The following is a 19,477-nucleotide window of genomic DNA, read 5'->3' as shown; positions in this document are numbered from 1 at the left end:
GCTCCCTTTATCACCATTTACTGGGCTTAACCGATGTGGGTCAAACCGCCCATGTATGGTTGCAGCGCTGCAGGAACCGCAATGCGGCCATCAGCTTGCTGGTTGTTTTCAAGGATCGCCACCAAGGTACGACCCACTGCCAAGCCTGAGCCGTTCAGAGTATGCAGCAGTTCTGGCTTCTTAGCACCAGTGCGACGGAAGCGCGCTTGCATACGACGGGCTTGGAAATCACCCATGTTGGAGCAAGAGGAGATCTCACGGTACTTGTCTTGGCTTGGTACCCATACTTCCAGATCGTAAGTCTTAGAGGAGCCAAAGCCCATGTCGCCGGTGCACAGCAGCACTTTGCGGTATGGCAGTTCCAACAGCTGCAGCACTTTTTCAGCGTGACCGGTCAGCTCTTCCAGCACTTGCATCGAGTCTTCTGGCTTAACCAGTTGTACCAGTTCCACTTTGTCAAACTGGTGCTGACGGATCAGGCCACGAGTGTCACGACCAGCGCTGCCCGCTTCAGAGCGAAAACATGGGGTGTGAGCGGTCATTTTCACTGGCAGATCCGCTTCGTCGATGATCTCATCGCGAGCGAAGTTGGTCAGTGGCACTTCCGCGGTTGGGATCAGCGACAAACGACGATCGCTGTCTTCAGACAGTTTTTCGGTGTGGAACAGGTCTTCACCAAACTTTGGCAGTTGGCCAGTACCAAACAGGCTGTCGGAGTTAACCAAGTACGGTACGTACATTTCGCTGTAGCCGTGCTGCTCGGTGTGCAAGTCCAGCATAAACGCCGCCAGAGCGCGGTGCATGCGCGCTACTTGGCCACGCATTACGGTAAAGCGAGCACCGGACAGTTTCACGCCCATAGCGAAATCCAGACCGTTTAGGGCTTCGCCCAGATCAACGTGGTCTTTAACTTCGAAATCAAACTGCTTTGGCTCACCCCAAGTGGAGATCACCACGTTGTCGTTCTCGTCAGCGCCCTCTGGACACTCTTCGGAAGGCAGGTTTGGGATCGCAGCAGCGATCGCATCCAGTTCCGCCAGCAGTTCAGTCAGTTCGGTTTTCTTTTGCTCTAGCTGCTCGCCCATGTCGGACACTTCAGCAAGCAGCGGCGCGATATCTTCGCCACGGGCCTTAGCTTGACCGATGGACTTGGAGCGACTGTTTCGATCTGCCTGCAACTGCTCGGTTTCCACCTGCAGCGACTTGCGGCGCTCTTCCAGTTCGGTCAGGCGGGTTACATCCAGGATAAAGCCACGGGTGGCCAATCGTTGCGCGGTTTGCGCCAGTTCGGCACGCAAAAATTTGCTATCTAACATTGTCGCTCTTTTGATTAGCTGTTGGCTGAAACTAACTGCTGCCCTAGCACAACCATGCTAAAGCAGACGGTAACGTTCAGCAGTACGTTAAGTAACGCTTTGCCCCACAGGCCTTCTTGCATAAGAAGCACCGATTCATTGGCAAAGGTGGAAAAGGTGGTAAGTGCCCCAAGCAGGCCAACGCCGATAAACGCTTTCACCGTTGGAGACACATTGGCGGTCATGGTTAACGCGTACAATGCGCCCATGGCCAGCGAGCCAACCCCATTCACTATCAGTGTACCAAAGGGAAAGCCGGTTCCGAATAGCCGCAACGCTAATAAAGAGGTGCCATATCGCAAAGTTGCGCCTAAAGCACCACCTAAGGCGACCGCCAACAGGTTATTCATAGCGTTTACGCTCGCTAAGTTCGTCTAACTGACGCAAGTAACGCAGTTTTTCTGAGATTTTTTTCTCAAGGCCACGCTCAGTTGGCTGATACAAGGCGGTGCCGGCAATCGACGCCGGCAGGTAGACCTCGCCATCAGCATAGGCGTTGGGCTCATCGTGAGCGTAACGATACTCGGCGCCGTGGCCCATCTCTTTTAACAGTTGCGTAGGGGCATTGCGCAGATGGATTGGTACTTCCAGATCTAACGTTTCCCGCGCCAACTGCTTGGCCGCCGAGAACGCGGTGTAAACGGCGTTACTTTTCGGGGCGCAGGCCAGATACACCAAAGCTTGGGCAATGGCTCGTTCCCCTTCGGCGGGACCGACTCGATGGAAACAGTCCCAAGCATTGAGCGCCACTTCCATGCCGCGCGGATCGGCGTTACCCACATCTTCTGAGGCGATCGCTAATAGCCGCCGTGCCACGTACAGTGGATCGCCGCCACCGGCCAAAATGCGCGCGTACCAATACAATGCACCATCGGGATTAGAGCCGCGCACCGATTTGTGCACCGCTGAGATCAAGTCGTAATAGTGATCGCCTTTGTTATCAAAGCGCGCCACCGGCTCACCGGCCACTTCCGCCAGTTGCCCCAGAGTCAACTGCTTATCGGTGGTAAGTTCAGCCATCATCTCGAGTAGATTAAGCGCTCGACGGGCGTCGCCATCGACATGGCGGGCCAACGCCTCGGCCACGTCATCCGGCAACTGCAGCAGTTCTCGGCCTAGGCCACGTTCGCTGTCATTAAGTGCTTGTTTGAGGATCTGGACAATCTCATCGCTTTCCAGCTTCTTAATCAGGTGCACCCGCGCCCGCGACAGCAACGCGTTGTTCAATTCAAACGATGGGTTTTCAGTAGTGGCCCCCACAAAGGTCACGGTGCCATCTTCGATGTGCGGCAAAAACGCATCTTGCTGAGACTTGTTAAAGCGATGCACCTCGTCGACAAACAACAGGGTACGGCGACCGTGCATCGCCGCCACTTGCTTGGCTTGATCAATTGCCGCGCGGATCTCTTTAACCCCAGAGGTGACCGCCGAAATACGCTCGACATGAGCATTACAACTGTCGGCGACAATTTCCGCCAAGGTAGTTTTGCCGGTACCCGGCGGCCCCCACAGGATCATCGAGTGCGGCCGTCCAGCCTCCAAGGCACGGCGCAGCGGCTTACCTTCCGCCAACAGATGCGCTTGGCCGATATATTCCGCTAGGTTGCGAGGCCGCATTCGCGCCGCTAACGGGCGAAAATCCGGTGAGAAGTCAAACGACATCGAGCTCATTGCTGACGCCGATCATCCACAAAGGTGCCTTCCGGGGCGACAAACTCAAACGCCGTATCCTGCGGCGCTTCGTTGGTAAATTCACTTAAGGTCATCAGGGTGCGATTGCCTTGAGCATCAATCATCTGCATCGAGGCAATCTGCTCCCCCGCAAAACAGACCTGCATCTGCACACCATCGGCCTGACTCAGCGCAAAGCAATCATCTTGCTGCGCCACTTGCCACTTCGCCCACAACTGCGGATCTTGGCTGGAAAGCAGTGGCAGCGGCGTTTGCTCTAACACATCACTGATGGCATTGATGGTTACTTGCTCTACGTAAGGATCGTAGTACCACACCGCTTCGCCGTTTGAGGTTAACAGCAGTTCATCGTCGGCAGTTTGATGCCAACGAAAACGCAAAGGCGCTTTCAACGCCATAGTACCGCTGCTTTGCGCTACCAGTTGGTTATCAAAATCAAACGCTTGCTGGCTAAAGTTAGCGCTAAATTGCGGTAAGGCTTGCAGTCGTTGCTGCAGCTGTGCGGTGGCATCGGCTGCCAACGCCAGCGGTGACCACAGTGCGCTAGCGCACAGCAGTGACGACACTAATTTTTTCATTCGGATCTTCCTGGGACCAAAACTTCGCGGTTACCGTTGTGCGCTGGGCGACTAACGATCCCCGACTCTTCCATCTGCTCAACCAAACGAGCGGCGCGGTTATAGCCAACTTTCAGGCGGCGTTGCACGCTGGAGATCGACGCCTTGCGACTGTCGATAACAAAGGCAACGGCCTCGTCATACAGCGGATCTTGCTCACCATCGCTGGTTTCCGCCGCTTCGCCCGGCAGCAGTACCGCTTCGCCACCGCTTTCACCGGCCAAAATCTCATCGATATACACCGGCTTGGCGCGGGCACTCCAATCGGCAACCACTTTGTGTACTTCATGGTCATCAACAAAGGCGCCATGAACACGGGTCGGTACGCTGGTGCCCGGTGGCAAGTACAGCATGTCACCTTGGCCCAGCAACTGTTCGGCTCCTTGCTGATCCAAAATGGTACGCGAATCGATGCGGCTGGATACTTGGAAGGCAATTCGAGTTGGAATGTTGGCTTTAATCAAACCGGTGATCACATCCACCGATGGTCGCTGCGTTGCCAGAATCAAATGAATACCGGCAGCTCGGGCTTTTTGGGCGATGCGAGCAATCAGTTCTTCCACCTTTTTACCAACAATCATCATCATGTCGGCAAATTCATCGACCACCACCACGATTGCTGGCAGTTTTTCAAGCTCTGGCGCACTGGCGTCCATTGACGATTCGGGCGTCCACAGCGGATCGGTGATCGGCTCACCGCGTTCTTTGGCTTCCAGCACCTTGGCGTTGTAGCCCTTAAGGTTACGAACCCCCAAAGCCGACATCAGCTTGTAGCGACGTTCCATCTCACCGACACACCAGCGCAGCGCATTCGAGGCGTCTTTCATGTCGGTAACCACGTCACACAACAGGTGTGGAATGCCTTCATAAACCGACAGTTCCAACATCTTTGGATCGATCATGATCAGGCGAACGTCTTCTGGGGTCGACTTATACAGCAGACTCAAAATCATCACGTTCACACCAACCGACTTACCCGAACCGGTGGTGCCGGCAACCAGCAAGTGTGGCATCTTCGCCAAATCAACAATCACCGCTTGGCCGGAGATATCCTGCCCAAGCACCATGGTTAGATCTGAACCGGAGGCTTCAAAACGTGGATCACTCAGCACATCACGCAGGTATACGGTTTCACGGAAGTTGTTTGGCAACTCCAAACCGATCACGGACTTACCGGGGATCACCTCAACCACCCGCACCGACACCGCCGACAATGCCCGCGCCAGATCTTTGGCCAAGTTGGTAATTTTTGAAACTTTAATGCCCGGCGCTAAGTCCAGCTCAAAGCGGGTGATCACCGGCCCAGGGTGGACATCGACGACGTTGGCTTGAATGTTAAAGTCCAGCAGTTTGGCTTCCACCAAACGGGCGATGCCATCCAATTCCTCTTGGGTAATGGGATTTTGGCTCTTATTTGGGCGATCCAACAGTTCCAGCGTTGGCAGTGGTGTAGTTGGCACCGGCAAAGGTTCTGGCGCGTGGGGATTTTGTTTGGCCAGTGCTTCGGCTAAATAGGGTTCCAACGCCGCTTTGGGCTCGGCAGTGGTAGTCGTTGCACTAGGCAAAATGTCAGCGCTTAGCCGCTCATCGTTAACATCAATTTTCGGTTCGGCCGCCACGGCATCAAAGCCGGCGTCAGCGCTGCCAAAATAGGGTTCGTGAATGAAATCGTCCTGAGCCTCGTCATTACGGCTATCCAGCCATGGTGGCATAAAGGCTTCTTCCGGCGAACCCTGTGGCGCGCTTGCTGGCTCTGCCATTATCGTCGCCAGAGGTTGTGATTCAAGCTGCGGTGGTTGAACCTCGGATCGGCGTTTGCCGGTCTCTTTCTGCGGCGCTTGGAACTCCTCCACCACATCCAAAAACTCTTGGGTATCTTCACTGTCCGCCGGTTCACGATCAAACCGTGCTGGCAACGCCATCAGCCATTTGCCCGCAAAAATTACCCCTGCACCGATCACCTCCGCCACCGTGACCCAAGAGATCCCGGTAACTAAGGTGAAACCAGAAGCGATAAACGCCAACAGGATCAGTGTGGTGCCAATAAAGTTAAAAATTGGCAGCATCGCCTCGGCGATGATGTCACCGACCAATCCGCCAGCAGAGAAATAGTGGACATCATCCGCATTAAGGGTCGCAAGGGTTGCCACCGAACAGGCGATCAACAGAAAACCAACAATCCGCAGACTGATTGAAAAGTAATCCAAACTGTCAAGGTAACGCGCCTGATGAAAGGTTAACCAGCCCACCAGTGCCAACACAAATGGGATCACATAAGCGGTTAAGCCAAAGCCAAACAGCAGCACATCAGCCACCCAAGCCCCAGCCAATCCCATCGCGTTGAGGGTTTCAGTCCCCCACGCCACTTGGCTCCAACCTGGATCGGTTGGGTAGTAGCTCGCTAAGGCAAATAGGACAAACAAAGAGCCGACGGTAGTGGTAATCAAGCCCACATGACACAGTCGTTGTACCCAAGTGAGCGGGGTAAGTTTTGAATCTGACAAACGAATGTCCTGAAAAATGCGCGCCAACGGTTATCGGCTAACTCTATCAAAAGCGTTGGTCGGTTGCATCGACTTGCAGAGCAACTGCTTGGCAAGCAAACAAAAAGCGCCATAGTTGGCGCTTTATTGGGTTACTGAGGCGAGCGTCTGTTTAAGAGGCCACTTTCGAGGCAATCTGCACGCGACTGGTTTGCTTAACCTCTTCCATCACCACGTAGGTACGAGTGTCCTTCACCGATGGCAATTTCAGCAGCGTTTCTGAAAGCAAGCGGCGGTACGCGGTCATATCACTTACCCGAGTCTTCAGCAGGTAATCGAAGTCGCCAGAAACCAAGTGACACTCTTGCACGTCTTCTAACTGCATCACGGCTTGGTTGAAGTTGTCGAACACTTCTGGGCTGTCGCGATTGAGGGAGATCTCTACGTACACCAGCAGCGAGGCGCCAAGGTAATGGGGGTTAACTTGAGCGGTATAGCCGAGGATAAAGCCTTGACGCTCTAAGCGCTTTACGCGCTCGAGGCAGGGAGTTGGGCTAAGACCAACGCGCTTGGATAACTCTACGTTTGAAATCCGCCCATCCTTTTGCAGTTCATTTAGGATGTTGCGGTCGATTCGATCAAGTTCTTTCAACGGCTTTTTCTTGTTATACGCCATATTAACTTCCTTAGGCTTTAAGTGGCAGCAGTATAAAGTTCCGTATATACGCAAATATAGTGAGGGAAATGCTCCCCAACGCTGATTATACTGATTTCGCTGCTAACACCAAGTAAAACATCACAAAAATTACCCCAAGCAGTCACATACCGATAACGAACACTAAAAGGCAGGATGCTAGCGATGATTTTAGGCGTACCAAAAGAGATCAAAAACCACGAGTATCGAGTCGGCATGGTGCCAGCGAGCGTGCGTGAATTGACCCAACGAGGCCACCGAGTCATCGTCGAAACCCAAGCTGGGATTGGCATTGGCTGTAGCGATCAAGATTACCTGGACGCCGGTGCTGAAATCGCCGTAGACGCTGCCACAGTGTTTGCCAACGCCGAGATGATCGTCAAGGTCAAAGAACCACAGGCGATCGAACGCAAGATGCTGCGCCCAGAGCAGATCCTATTTACCTACCTTCACCTCGCCCCAGACGCACCGCAAACCGAAGACTTGGTCAACAGTGGCGCGGTGTGCATCGCCTATGAAACCGTCACCGACAACAACGGCGGTTTGCCATTACTGGCACCAATGTCTGAAGTGGCTGGGCGGATGTCGATTCAAGCCGGAGCGCAAGCGCTGGAGAAGTCCAATCAAGGCCGCGGCATGCTATTAGGTGGTGTTCCCGGGGTCGAACCCGCCAAGGTAGTGATTGTTGGCGGCGGCATGGTTGGACGTAACGCGGCATTGATGGCAGTTGGTATGGGGGCCGATGTCACCATCTTGGATCGCAACGTTAATGTGCTGCGTGCGCTTAATGCCCAATTTGAGAATCGCGCTAAGGTGATCTATTCCACCGCAGAAGCGCTCGAAAAACACATTATCGAAGCCGACTTGGTGATCGGTGGCGTATTGATTCCCGGCGCTGCGGCGCCAAAGCTAATCACCCGCGAGCACGTTCGCCAGATGAAGCCTGGCGCGGCTATCGTTGATGTCGCCATTGACCAAGGCGGCTGCGCCGAAACCTCGAAAGCCACAACCCATCAAGATCCGGTTTATCTGGTTGATGAGGTGGTTCACTACTGTGTGGCCAACATGCCAGGTGCGGTGCCACGCACCTCCACCTTTGCCCTGAATAACGCCACCCTCCCCTACATCATCGCCTTAGCGGAAAAAGGCTATCGCCAAGCGTTGCTGGACGACCAACATCTGCTTAACGGCCTCAACGTCATTGCCGGTCAGGTCACCTGTAAAGAGGTCGCCGAAGCGCTGAACTACCCGTTTGTAACGGCACAGGCGGCGCTGGCCTAAAGCAGAGCACAGCTATCAGCCTTATCGCTTTTATCGATAAAACGGGAGCCCTTGCTCCCGTTCCTTTTATTAGGGCTTTTCCTTACAATCCAGCCATGCCAATCGAACTACGGAGTAACCGATGAGCGACGTCAAACATTGCCAGCTATTGATTTTGGGTTCCGGCCCAGCTGGCTATACCGCGGCCGTGTATGCCGCCCGCGCCAACCTCAATCCGGTGCTGATCACCGGCATGCAGCAAGGCGGTCAGCTCACCACCACCACGGAAGTGGAAAACTGGCCCGGCGATGCCGCTGATTTGACCGGTCCGGCGCTGATGGAGCGTATGCAACAGCACGCTGAGCGCTTTGAAACCGAGATCATCTTCGATCACATCAACGAAGTGGATCTGCAAAATCGTCCATTTCGTCTCAAAGGCGACAGCCAAGAGTACATCTGCGATGCATTGATCATCTGTACCGGTGCCAGCGCCAAGTACCTTGGTCTGGAATCGGAAGAAGCCTTCAAAGGCCGCGGCGTGTCCGCTTGCGCCACCTGTGATGGTTTCTTCTACCGCAACAAACCTGTGGCCGTCGTTGGTGGTGGCAACACCGCCGTCGAAGAAGCATTGTATCTGTCTAACATCGCCTCTGAAGTGCACCTGATCCACCGCCGCGACAGTTTCCGCGCCGAGAAGATCCTGATTAAGCGCCTGATGGACAAGGTAGCCAATGGCAACATCGTGCTGCACACCGATCGCACCCTTGATGAAGTATTAGGCGATCAGATGGGCGTTACCGGCGCTCGCATCAAGGCAACCGACAGCGAACTGACGGAAGAGTTGACTGTAGATGGCGTATTCATTGCCATCGGTCACAGCCCCAATACTGATATCTTCAAAGGCCAATTGGAGATGCAAGATGGCTACATCAAGGTGCAAAGCGGCCTGAACGGTAACGCCACCCAAACCTCGATTGCGGGCGTTTTTGCCGCCGGCGACGTTATGGATCACACTTACCGACAAGCCATCACCTCTGCCGGCACCGGTTGTATGGCGGCATTGGATGCGGAAAAATTCCTCGACGCCTTAGCTGATAGCTAACCGTTAATTTCGGTCTTAGATAACGGGGGCTTCGGCCCCCGATTTTGTATGGATAAACACGCCCAACAGCGCAACTTGCGCTGGCTCAAACAGCACGCCTATTTAGGCCGTCGCTACCTGCTGCTGTCGGTTGTTGCCGGCAGCTTCAACGCCTTAATGATTGTCTTGCAAGCGTGGCTGCTTGCCGCCATGTTGCACGGGTTAATTATCGATAAACAGCCACTTGAGCAGTTCTATCCCAATCTGATCGCACTTGCAGCATTGGTCCCATTTCGCGCCCTAAGCTTGTGGGCAAAAGAGCATTTTGGCTTTACTGCCGGCGCCACCATTCGCCAACACCTACGGCGGCAACTACTGCAAAAAATCGCCCGCCTAGGTCCCGGTTACATTGCCACCCGCAACAGTGGCAGTTGGACTACGGTGCTGTTTGAGCAGGTGGAAAAACTCAACGATTACTACAGTCGTTATCTGGTGCAGATGCGGTTGGTGATGATCATTCCGCTGGCGATTGTGCTACTGATTTTGCCGACCAACTGGGCAGCAGTCATCGTCTTCGTATGCACTGCGCCACTGACCATTGTGTTTATGGCGCTAGTGGGGATGGGCGCAGCCGATGCCAATAAGCGCAACTTTATGGCATTGGAACGACTGTCTGGTCACTTTCTTGACCGATTAACCGGTCTGTCGACGATTCGTCAGTACGACCGCATAGAGGCAGAAGCCAGTAAGATGGATCGCGCTTCCGAGCTATTTCGGGTGCGCACCATGGAAGTATTGCGGATGGCGTTTCTCTCCTCGGCGGTGCTGGAGTTCTTCGCCTCGATATCGATCGCCTTAATCGCGGTGTACTTCGGTTTTAGCTACCTTGGTGAACTTAACTTTGGTCATTATGATCGTGGCGTCACCCTCTTCAGTGGCCTATTAGTGCTGTTTTTAGCACCTGAGTTTTTCCAACCATTTCGTGATCTTGGCGCCTACTACCACGCCAAAGCCGAAGCCGTTGGTGCCGCTGAACAACTGCAGCAATTTATGCAGATTGACGAAGCCGACGACAGCCAGCGACTGCGCCCTGCGGCGGCGACACAGATCGCCATTCGAGCTGACAACCTAGTAGTGCAAAGTGTCAACGGTACCCCGCTAACGGCGCCCATCAGTTTTGTTCTGAACAGCGGTGATTCACTGGCCGTTGCCGGCGTCACCGGCGCCGGTAAAAGTTCGCTTGTAAATGCGCTGATGGGCACCTTGCCCTACCAAGGCAGCTTGACCATCAACGGTGATGAGGTGCAGCAACTTGACCGAGCATGGCTACTTGAGCATCTGACTTGGCTTGGCCAAAACCCCAATTTGCAGAGCACCAGCATCAGGCACAACTTACTATTGGCCAAAGCCGATGCCGATGACAACCAGCTGTGGCAAGCGTTAGAGCGCGCCCATGCTGCGGAATTTGTGCGCCAGTTGCCGCAACAGCTCGATTACCAAGTGGGTGATGGCAGCACTGGCCTGTCGGTGGGTCAAGCACAGCGAATTGCCTTAGCCCGAATGCTATTAAAGCCCGCACCGCTAGTGCTATTGGATGAGCCAACGGCGAGCCTCGATGGTGCCAGCGAACAGGCAGTGCAGCAGACTCTGGCGCAGTTTGCCAAGGGGCGTACGGCGTTGATCATCAGTCACCGTCAGGGACAACTACAACAAGCGGATCAGCGCTTAACGCTGATCCCAGCCGAGGAGCCACACCATGGCTGAACTGTTTCTGCAACTACGGCCATTTTTACACCTCTACCGCCAACAGTGGCGGCGGATGGCGTTGGGGCTGGGCCTGGCAATTTTAACTCTGCTGGCATCCATCGGCCTGCTGTCGGTATCCGGCTGGTTTATCAGTGCCACCGCCGCCGCTGCACTGTGGATCACCCGCAGTGCCGATTTTAACTATCTGTTGCCCGCTGGCGCCGTGCGGGGGCTATCGGTGGCCCGTACCGCGTTTCGTTGGTGTGAACGGGTGGTAAGTCACGATGCCACCTTTCGGCTGCTTGCCAATCTACGTGGATGGTTTTTCCGCAAACTGGCGCCGCAACGAAGCCAGCAGCTAGGGCAACTGCGCCAAGGAGATCTGCTCAATCGGATGGTGGCGGACATCGATGCCCTCGATCACATCTACCTGCGGCTAGTGACGCCAATGATCGCCGCGGCAGTCACCATTGTCTTTGTCAGTGCTTTGGTCGGCTACTTCGCTGCCACGGCCGGGCTAGTGCTGTTTATCGTCCTAAGCCTGTTGCTGCTGACTGTGCCAGTGGTGTTTTATCGACTTGGCCAAGCCCCCAGTCGCGCCGTTGCCAACGAACAGCAACAGCTTCGACAACATCTGCTTGATTACCTGCAAGGTCATAATGAACTGCGAGTGTTTGCCGGCATCGACAAGCAGTTGGCGCGGATCTCCAGCAGCGAAACACAGCTGATTAGTCAACAGCGACGGATGGCCAGCCTGACCGGCTTGTCACAAGGGTTGATGATCCTCTGCAACAGCTATCTGGTACTGGCGTTGCTGGTACTTGGCTACCAAGCGTTTGCTGCCGATAACGCGGTTGGACCGCTGCTGGCGCTGGTCGTGTTCGCTACCATGGCCAGCCTTGAGGCGATAGCACCCGCCGCGGGGGCGTTTCAACATCTGGGCCACACCGCCACCGCAGCCAGCCGCTTAAACCAAGTATTGCAACAACCGGATCAGCTGCAATTTGGCACGCTTGCGGCCTGCAATCAGTTTGAACTGCAGATCCAGCAACTGCAATTTTCCTATCAGCACAATCCAGAGCCGGTACTTGTCGAGGTTAACCTAACCATCAAGCCTGGTGAGAAGGTGGCGCTGGTGGGGCAAACCGGCTGCGGTAAATCAACGCTGCTGCAACTACTAACCCGGGAGTTGGATGCTAGCGCTGGCACCATTAACCTCGCCGGCGAGGCCATTGCCGCTTATTCACAAACTGCATTGCGGCAGATGATCACCGTGGTTAGCCAACGGGTACATGTATTTAATGATTCACTTGCCAACAACTTGCGCATTGCCAACCCAGCGGCGAGCGATCAACAGTTAACCGCGGTGCTTGAGCAAGTGCAGCTGCACGGGCTGTTAAAAGGCGATGGCTTAAATCAGTGGCTTGGTGATGGCGGCCGGCAGTTGAGTGGCGGCGAACAACGCCGCTTGGGGTTGGCTCGCGCCCTGCTGCACCCTGCCCCTCTGCTGCTGTTAGACGAGCCAACCGAAGGCTTGGACGACAGCACTGAGGCCGCAATTATCGCTGAGCTTATCGACAACCAGCCGCAGCGCAGCATTCTCTACGTCACCCATAAACCCGCCGCACTGGCAAAGATGGATAGCGTTTATCAAATGGAGAACGGCACTCTGCAACCGCTGTAGGGCATCACTACCAACAACAACGGGATCAGCAACTGATCCCGTTTTTTATTGCAGGGGTTAACCGCTACATCGCCCGGTCTACCCGCACTTGCCCACCCTGCAGGTAAACCACTCTGACGGTGTTACCGCTGCTAAAGCGCATGCCAGCGTCACGCTGCTGCAGCACCATAAGTTGGCTACCATCGCTCTCCAAGCGGATCAGCAGTTCATCCAACTGCTGCACCACCACTTGCTGCGATGGGCTGTGGCGATTAGCAATTCCTGCCCCAGCAAGAGCACCCAGTACCGTCGCCACATCTTGGCCACTGCCACCACCAAATTGGTGACCAATTACCCCACCAAGTACGGCGCCACCGAAGGTCTTCCAACCGGAATATTGGTCGCGCCGGATCTCCTCAACATCAACTTGCCGTACCGAGATCACCTCACCATATTCAACCTTCTGCACCGGCACCGCTTGGTTGCGCGGGATTGCGGCATTCGCGTAGGTTGCTGCGGTTGCCGATACCAAAAATAGTGCCATGATAACTATCGAGCGGATAACCTTTGTCATACCATCTCTCCTGTAGAACCTGCCTTTGGCGTTGATAGTTAGAATACCATGCTGCAGCCGCAACAATACCTCGATCTTCATAATGGTGGATTTCCAAGCCACGAACTGGCGCTCACCGATCCTGACGGACTGTTAGCCGTTGGTGGCGATCTGTCACCAACTCGGCTGATCAGCGCTTATCGTCAGGGGATTTTTCCTTGGTTTAATGTCGGTGATCCGATCCTGTGGTGGTGTCCGGCCGAGCGCGCGGTGTTCGACCCACAAACAATCCACCTGTCACGCTCCAGCCGCCGTTTGGCCCGCAAACGGCAATATCGCTACAGCATCAACCAAGCCTTTAATGAGGTGATGCGAGGCTGCGCCGAGCCACGAGCCAGCCAAGCTGGTACCTGGATTTGTGCGCCGATGCAGCAAGCCTATTGGCAACTGCACCAACAGGGGGTTGCCCATTCGCTGGAGATCTGGGACGGCGAAGAACTGATTGGTGGGCTCTATGGGGTTGCCGTCGGCGGGGTGTTTTGTGGTGAATCGATGTTTCATCGGCAAACTGGTGCCTCAAAACTGGCGATCTATCTGCTTGGGCAACACGCCAATCAACTTGGGGTGCGGTTAATTGATGCCCAAATTGAGAATCCTCATCTAAATTCGTTGGGGGCAACCGTCATTAGTCGCCAGCAGTTTTTAGCGCAACTGCACACGCTTCGTGACCATGATATCGTCTGGCCATCATTAGGGATCCGTCGCATCGATGTCTAAGCAACAACAGATAAAAATCGGTTTAAGTAGCAGTTTCCCTTGCAGCTATTTGCCGGATAAAAGCGAAACACTGCTGCTGTGCTGTCAACCTATTGATGTGGTTCAGTTTGAACAGTTATTGGAACTGGGTTTTCGCCGCTCTGGCGATCAGATCTACCGTCCCCACTGCCAAGAGTGCCGCGCCTGTGTGCCACTGCGACTGCCGGTGCAGCGTTTTCAACCCAGTCGCTCGCAAAAACGGATTATCAGTAAAAACCGCGATGTGGTGTGGTCGCTGAAAGATGAACCACAAAGCGATTATCGCAGCCTGTACCATCGCTACATCAGTGGCCGCCACCAAGATGGCAGCATGTACCCCCCAAGCAACCAGCAGTTCGACCAATTTTTAATGAGCAAACAGTTGCCGGTACTCTACATTGAGGGTCGAATAGACCAGCAATTGGTGGCCGTCGCCGTTACCGATCTGCTGCTTACCGGCCTTTCAGCAACCTACACCTTCTTTGAGCCAACCATGGCGGCGCGCTCGCTGGGCAAACGGGCAATCCTAGAGCAGATTGAAGTGGCCAAGCGACTTAAGCGCGACTTCCTCTATTTGGGTTATCAGATCGATGCCTGCCGTAAGATGGCCTATAAATCGGAATTTCAGCCGCTACAACGCTTTGACGGCACACGCTGGCAGGATGATTCCTTTACTTAAGCGGCCAATTGCGGCATGATACCGCCGATTTTTCATAAGCAAATTACAGGATTTTTCCTCGATGGCAAAAGAAGACAGTATCGAGATGCAAGGCACCGTCCTTGAGACACTGCCTAACACCATGTTCCGCGTAGAACTGGAAAACGGACACGTGGTTACTGCCCACATCTCTGGCAAAATGCGTAAGCACTACATCCGCATTCTGACTGGCGATCAGGTAACCGTAGCACTGACCCCATACGATCTGACCAAAGGTCGCATCGTATTCCGTGCGCGTTAATCGGCTCTGCCACAAAAAAGCCCGAAGCTAAGCTTCGGGCTTTTTTGTCTCTACTTTAAATAAAGTAAAACCGGCATCGCTGCCGGTTTTTTGATGGTTATTTACGAGTGTTTACGCGTTGGCTGGTGCCTTGGCCTCGCCATAATCGAAGCTAAGCTTGCCATCGACCATGTCGATCTGCACGTTACCGCCCTTTTGCAAGCGGCCAAATAGGATTTCGTTGGCCATCGGCTTTTTGATCTCCTCTTGCACCACCCGCGACATCGGCCGCGCGCCCATATTGCGATCGTAACCCTTTTCTGCCAGCCACAACCGCGCCTCGGCAGACACCTCCAGTTGTACCCCGCGCCCATCCAACTGCGCTTGCAGTTCCACCAAGAACTTGTCGACCACTTTAGCAATCACCGACATATCTAGGTGATTGAACCAGATAATGCCATCCAAGCGGTTGCGGAACTCTGGGGTAAATACCTTGTTGATCTCGGCCATCGCATCAAAGCTACTGTCTTGCTGCTTAAAGCCTATCGATTGGCGCACGGTTTCCTGTACGCCGGCGTTAGTGGTCATCACCAAGGTGACATTGCGAAAATCCGCCTTGCGGCCGTTGTTGTCGGTCAAGGTGCCGTGATCCATCACCTGCAGCAGCAGGTTATAGACGTCGCTATGGGCCTTCTCAATTTCATCTAGCAGCACCACTGAGTGCGGGTGTTTCAGCACCGCGTCGGTCAACTGACCGCCCTGATCGTAGCCAACGTAACCAGGAGGCGCCCCTACCAAGCGACTGACACTGTGGCGCTCCATATACTCGGACATATCGAAGCGGATAAGCTCGACCCCTAATTGCCGCGCCAGTTGCTGGGTTACCTCCGTTTTACCAACCCCAGTTGGGCCAGCAAACAGGAAGCTACCGACCGGCTTGCCTTCGTTACCAAGGCCACTGCGTGACAAACGAATCGCCGAAGTGAGCGCATCGATGGCTGGATCTTGGCCAAACACCACCATCTTCAGGTTGCGGTCAAGATTCTCCAACACCTCTTTGTCGGTGGCCGATACCGACTTAGCTGGGATCCGCGCTATCTTGGCAACGATCTCTTCAATGTCACTGACCGAAATCGTCTTTTTACGTTTCGACGGCGGCAGCATCGCCATCCGTGCACCCGCTTCATCGATCACATCGATGGCTTTGTCGGGCAGATGACGGTCATTGATGTGTTTGTCCGATAGGCGCGCCGCAGCGTTCATCGCCGCTTGGGTGTAGCGTACCTGATGGTGCTCTTCGTAGCGGCTCTTAAGTCCCATCAAAATTTGGGTGGTTTCCGCCACGCTTGGCTCCGGCACATCGATTTTTTGGAAGCGCCGTGCCAAAGCGCGATCTTTTTCAAAGATCCCTTGGTATTCCTGATAGGTGGTCGAACCGACGCAGCGCAGTTTGCCAGAGGACAATAACGGCTTAAGCAAGTTGGAGGCATCCATCATCCCACCAGAGGCCGCACCGGCACCAACGATGGTATGGATCTCATCGATAAACAGCACCGCTTTGGGATCTTTTTGTAGCTGCTTTAACACCGCTTTGAAGCGCTTTTCGAAATCACCGCGATACTTAGTGCCCGCCAGCAGCGCCCCCATATCCAGGCTGTAGATGGTGCAATCGGCCATCACCTCTGGCACGTCGTCGTTAACAATGCGGTAAGCCAATCCCTCCGCGATGGCGGTTTTACCAACGCCCGCTTCGCCAACCAGCAGTGGATTGTTTTTGCGACGACGGCAAAGCACCTGCACGGTGCGTTCCACTTCGTGTTCGCGGCCAATCAACGGATCGATCTGCCCTTGCTTCGCTTGCTTGTTGAGGTTGGTGGCGAAGTTTTCTAAGCGCTCGCCCCCCTCCTCGGGTTTGTCCATCGAGATGCTGCCGCTGTCGTGCTCGTTATCTTCTTGGGCGTCGTTATCATCGCCGCCCTCTTTTTTAGATACGCCGTGGGCAATGAAATTAACAACATCAAGCCGTGTTACATCTGACTTGCGCAGCAGATAAACCGCTTGCGACTCCTGTTCAGAGAAGATCGCCACCAACACGTTGGCGCCAGATACCTCATTACGACCGCTGCTCTGCACATGGAACACCGCCCGCTGCAACACCCGCTGGAAACCCAAAGTTGGCTGAGTTTCTCGTTCACTGTCATCCTGTGGGATCAGCGGCGTTGTCTGTTCAATAAACAGGTCGACCTCTTGGCGAAGGTTGTCCAATCGCGCCCCACAAGCCAGCAACGCTTCTTGCGCCGACGGGTTGTCCAACAGCGCCAGTAGCAGGTGCTCCACGGTCATAAACTCGTGGCGATTGCGACGCGCTTGTTGAAACGCGTTGTTCAACGTGACTTCCAGATCTTTGTTCAGCATGTCGCTCTCTCCCCTATCAATTAGGCCAGCTCAATCGAACACAGCAGCGGGTGCTGATGCTCGCGAGCATAATCGTTTACCTGAGCGGCCTTGGTCTCAGCGATATCACGGGTGAATACCCCGCAAATCCCTTTGCCCTTGTAATGCACCGTTAGCATCACTTCAGTGGCTTTTTCGGTGCTTAACGAGAAAAACTTTGTTAACACTTCGACTACAAATTCCATTGGGGTGTAATCGTCGTTGTTAAGAACAACCTTATACAGTTTAGGCGGCGCTACACGCTGTTCTTGCCGCTCTTGTTCAAGGATGTCGTCGAGTTGAAATTGCCTACTCATGGTTTAAAGCTTAGCCATTGTTTACGTTTGCGGATTGAACCCAGATCCAATTATTCCTTGACCAAGATGTTATCCATTTGTTAATAGGTATTACACGGCAGACACACTGCCGGCAACGCTGCTCTGTCTAACTTAAGTTATATGGGCGTAGGTTGATGATTACAAGACACACGGGAAGGACTCAGAGGAAGGAAGTCGGGTTATGGCTCAAGGAACAGTAAAGTGGTTCAACAACGCAAAGGGCTTTGGCTTTATCTGTCCTGAAGATGGCGGTGAAGACGTTTTTGCGCACTACTCCACCATTGAGATGGACGGCTATCGGACCCTGAAGGCAGGTCAAGAGGTGCAATTTGAGATGGAACGCGGCCCGAAAGGGATGCACGCTTCTAATATCCGTTCCGCGGAATATTGATTCGAACCTACGACCGACAGTAAAAAAGCAGACTCGATAATGAGTCTGCTTTTTTATTTATTGCCACAATCGAAAAATCCGCTGCTTTGGCAGCGGATTTTTTAACATTGACGCTTACATGTTTTCGATGATCGCGTCGCCAAAGGCCGAGCAACTGAGCAAGGTGGCGTTATCCATCAAGCGATCAAAGTCATAAGTTACGGTCTTCGCCGCAATCGCCCCTTCCATCCCCTTAACGATCAGATCTGCCGCCTCGGTCCAGCCCATATGACGCAGCATCATCTCACCGGACAGGATCAACGAACCGGGGTTTACCTTATCTTGACCAGCGTACTTTGGCGCGGTGCCGTGGGTGGCTTCAAACAGCGCGACACCGTCACCAATGTTGGCTCCTGGGGCGATACCGATACCACCAACCTGCGCCGCCAAGGCATCGGAGATGTAATCTCCGTTGAGGTTCATGGTGGCAATTACGTCGTATTCTGCTGGGCGCAATAAGATTTGCTGCAAGAACGCATCAGCAATGACATCTTTTACGATGATCTGTTTGCCGGTTTTCGGATTGTTAAAGGCACACCACGGGCCACCATCCAACAATTCGGCACCAAACTCGCGCTGCGCCAACTCGTAACCGAAGTCTTTAAAAGCGCCTTCGGTAAACTTCATAATGTTGCCCTTGTGCACCAAGGTTAGAGAGTCACGGTCGTTATCGATGGTGTATTGAATCGCGGCGCGCACCAGACGCTCAGTACCCTCTTTGGAGATTGGCTTAATGCCAATACCGCAATTCTGCTCAAAACGGATCTTACTGGCGCCCATCTCTTGGGTAAGGAACTTGATCACCTTATCCGCTTCAGCAGTACCGGCCTGCCACTCAACGCCGGCATAGATGTCTTCAGAGTTTTCCCGGAAGATCACCATGTCGGTCAATTCCGGCTGCTTCAGCGGGCTCGGGGTGCCTTGGTAGTAACGCACTGGGCGCAAGCACACGTAAAGATCGAGCTCTTGTCGCAATGCCACGTTCAACGAACGGATGCCGCCACCAACTGGGGTGGTAAGTGGCCCTTTAATGGCGACCTTGTACTCACGCACTGCATCCAAGGTTTCCTGTGGTAACCAAGTATCGGCGCCATATACTTGCGTCGATTTCTCTCCGCAGTAGATCTCCATCCACTGGATCTGACGTTCGCTGCCATAGGCTTTGGCAACCGCCGCATCCAACACTTTGATCATCGGCGGAGTCACATCAACACCGATGCCGTCACCTTCGATGTAGGGAATGATTGGCTTATTTGGAACGTTCAGTGCCCCATTTTCCTCAACAGAAATAACTTCTCCGTTCACTGGGCGCTGGATCTTTGATTCCATAGGGTTCTCCTTGTTATTGCCGACGTCGGTCGGTTAAATCTCCATATGCGCAGCCATCTTAAAGCAATCA

The 19,477-nt window shown here is 54.0% G+C and carries 18 protein-coding genes; 8 read left to right on the top strand and 10 right to left on the bottom strand.

Features of this window, described 5'->3' with window-relative positions:
• Positions 1-26: 26 nt before the first annotated feature.
• The 6 genes from serS to lrp all read right to left on the bottom strand — a co-directional run bounded on the left by serS (position 27) and on the right by lrp (position 6,823).
• Positions 27-1,316, bottom strand: a complete 1,290-nt coding sequence (serS, locus tag G506_RS0101185) for a serine--tRNA ligase (RefSeq protein WP_028115277.1) — start codon at positions 1,314-1,316, stop codon at positions 27-29.
• A gap of 14 nt (positions 1,317-1,330) precedes the next feature.
• On the bottom strand, positions 1,331-1,705 hold the full coding sequence (gene crcB, locus G506_RS0101180; RefSeq protein ID WP_028115276.1) for a fluoride efflux transporter CrcB: 375 nt from the start codon (positions 1,703-1,705) through the stop codon (positions 1,331-1,333).
• Positions 1,698-3,026, bottom strand: a complete 1,329-nt coding sequence (locus G506_RS0101175; RefSeq protein ID WP_028115275.1) for a replication-associated recombination protein A — start codon at positions 3,024-3,026, stop codon at positions 1,698-1,700. The genes crcB and G506_RS0101175 overlap by 8 nt, the downstream gene beginning before the upstream one ends.
• On the bottom strand, positions 3,023-3,625 hold the full coding sequence (gene lolA / locus G506_RS0101170; RefSeq protein WP_028115274.1) for an outer membrane lipoprotein periplasmic chaperone LolA: 603 nt from the start codon (positions 3,623-3,625) through the stop codon (positions 3,023-3,025). Before lolA ends, G506_RS0101175 begins: the two co-directional genes overlap by 4 nt.
• Entirely contained in the window at positions 3,622-6,168 is a 2,547-nt protein-coding gene (locus G506_RS0101165; protein ID WP_028115273.1) for a DNA translocase FtsK, read from the bottom strand. The genes lolA and G506_RS0101165 overlap by 4 nt, the downstream gene beginning before the upstream one ends.
• 151 nt (positions 6,169-6,319) lie before the next feature.
• Positions 6,320-6,823, bottom strand: a complete 504-nt coding sequence (gene lrp, locus G506_RS0101155) for a leucine-responsive transcriptional regulator Lrp (RefSeq protein WP_028115272.1) — start codon at positions 6,821-6,823, stop codon at positions 6,320-6,322.
• A 183-nt stretch (positions 6,824-7,006) separates the two neighbouring features.
• On the opposite strand from lrp, the gene ald reads away from it, so the two are divergent.
• From ald to cydC, 4 genes are all read left to right on the top strand, one after another.
• Entirely contained in the window at positions 7,007-8,122 is a 1,116-nt protein-coding gene (ald, locus tag G506_RS0101150) for an alanine dehydrogenase (RefSeq protein WP_028115271.1), read from the top strand.
• Positions 8,123-8,243: 121 nt separating this feature from the next.
• Entirely contained in the window at positions 8,244-9,203 is a 960-nt protein-coding gene (trxB, locus tag G506_RS0101145) for a thioredoxin-disulfide reductase (RefSeq protein WP_028115270.1), read from the top strand.
• Between the two features lie 48 nt (positions 9,204-9,251).
• Positions 9,252-10,946 carry a heme ABC transporter permease/ATP-binding protein CydD gene (gene cydD, locus G506_RS0101140; protein ID WP_028115269.1) on the top strand — a complete coding sequence of 565 codons (1,695 nt, stop codon included), beginning with the start codon at positions 9,252-9,254 and terminating at the stop codon, positions 10,944-10,946.
• On the top strand, positions 10,939-12,612 hold the full coding sequence (gene cydC, locus G506_RS18395; protein ID WP_035386874.1) for a heme ABC transporter ATP-binding protein/permease CydC: 1,674 nt from the start codon (positions 10,939-10,941) through the stop codon (positions 12,610-12,612). Before cydD ends, cydC begins: the two co-directional genes overlap by 8 nt.
• Before the next feature lie 64 nt (positions 12,613-12,676).
• Here cydC and G506_RS0101130 read toward each other — a convergent pair whose 3' ends face one another.
• Positions 12,677-13,165 (bottom strand): outer membrane lipoprotein, encoded by a 489-nt coding sequence (locus tag G506_RS0101130; protein ID WP_028115268.1) that lies wholly within the window; start codon positions 13,163-13,165, stop codon positions 12,677-12,679.
• A 51-nt stretch (positions 13,166-13,216) separates the two neighbouring features.
• On the opposite strand from G506_RS0101130, the gene aat reads away from it, so the two are divergent.
• The 3 genes from aat to infA all read left to right on the top strand — a co-directional run bounded on the left by aat (position 13,217) and on the right by infA (position 14,898).
• Positions 13,217-13,921, top strand: a complete 705-nt coding sequence (gene aat / locus G506_RS18390; RefSeq protein WP_420806068.1) for a leucyl/phenylalanyl-tRNA--protein transferase — start codon at positions 13,217-13,219, stop codon at positions 13,919-13,921.
• Complete coding sequence (locus G506_RS0101120) at positions 13,914-14,618, top strand: arginyltransferase (protein WP_084631055.1); 705 nt, start codon at positions 13,914-13,916, stop codon at positions 14,616-14,618. Before aat ends, G506_RS0101120 begins: the two co-directional genes overlap by 8 nt.
• A 61-nt stretch (positions 14,619-14,679) precedes the next feature.
• Entirely contained in the window at positions 14,680-14,898 is a 219-nt protein-coding gene (gene infA, locus G506_RS0101115; protein WP_028115266.1) for a translation initiation factor IF-1, read from the top strand.
• Positions 14,899-15,009: 111 nt separating this feature from the next.
• Here the strand turns inward: infA and clpA are convergent, their stop codons facing one another.
• Both clpA and clpS read right to left on the bottom strand, forming a co-directional pair.
• Positions 15,010-17,292, bottom strand: coding sequence for an ATP-dependent Clp protease ATP-binding subunit ClpA (clpA, locus tag G506_RS0101110; RefSeq protein WP_028115265.1), 2,283 nt, complete (start codon positions 17,290-17,292; stop codon positions 15,010-15,012).
• 20 nt (positions 17,293-17,312) lie between these two features.
• Complete coding sequence (gene clpS, locus G506_RS0101105; protein ID WP_028115264.1) at positions 17,313-17,627, bottom strand: ATP-dependent Clp protease adapter ClpS; 315 nt, start codon at positions 17,625-17,627, stop codon at positions 17,313-17,315.
• Positions 17,628-17,829: 202 nt separating this feature from the next.
• On the opposite strand from clpS, the gene cspD reads away from it, so the two are divergent.
• Positions 17,830-18,039, top strand: a complete 210-nt coding sequence (gene cspD / locus G506_RS0101100) for a cold shock domain-containing protein CspD (protein ID WP_028115263.1) — start codon at positions 17,830-17,832, stop codon at positions 18,037-18,039.
• A 114-nt stretch (positions 18,040-18,153) separates the two neighbouring features.
• Here cspD and icd read toward each other — a convergent pair whose 3' ends face one another.
• The gene (gene icd, locus G506_RS0101095) at positions 18,154-19,407 is read right to left on the bottom strand and encodes an NADP-dependent isocitrate dehydrogenase (RefSeq protein ID WP_028115262.1); all 1,254 of its coding nucleotides are present in this window, start codon (positions 19,405-19,407) and stop codon (positions 18,154-18,156) included.
• Between the last annotated feature and the right edge of the window lie 70 nt (positions 19,408-19,477).

Source organism: Ferrimonas senticii DSM 18821 (genome assembly GCF_000422665.1).
In the GTDB taxonomy this organism is placed as follows: domain Bacteria; phylum Pseudomonadota; class Gammaproteobacteria; order Enterobacterales; family Shewanellaceae; genus Ferrimonas; species Ferrimonas senticii.
The sequence above is the reverse complement of the archived record's forward strand: the minus strand, read 5'-3'. Positions and strand labels throughout refer to the sequence as shown.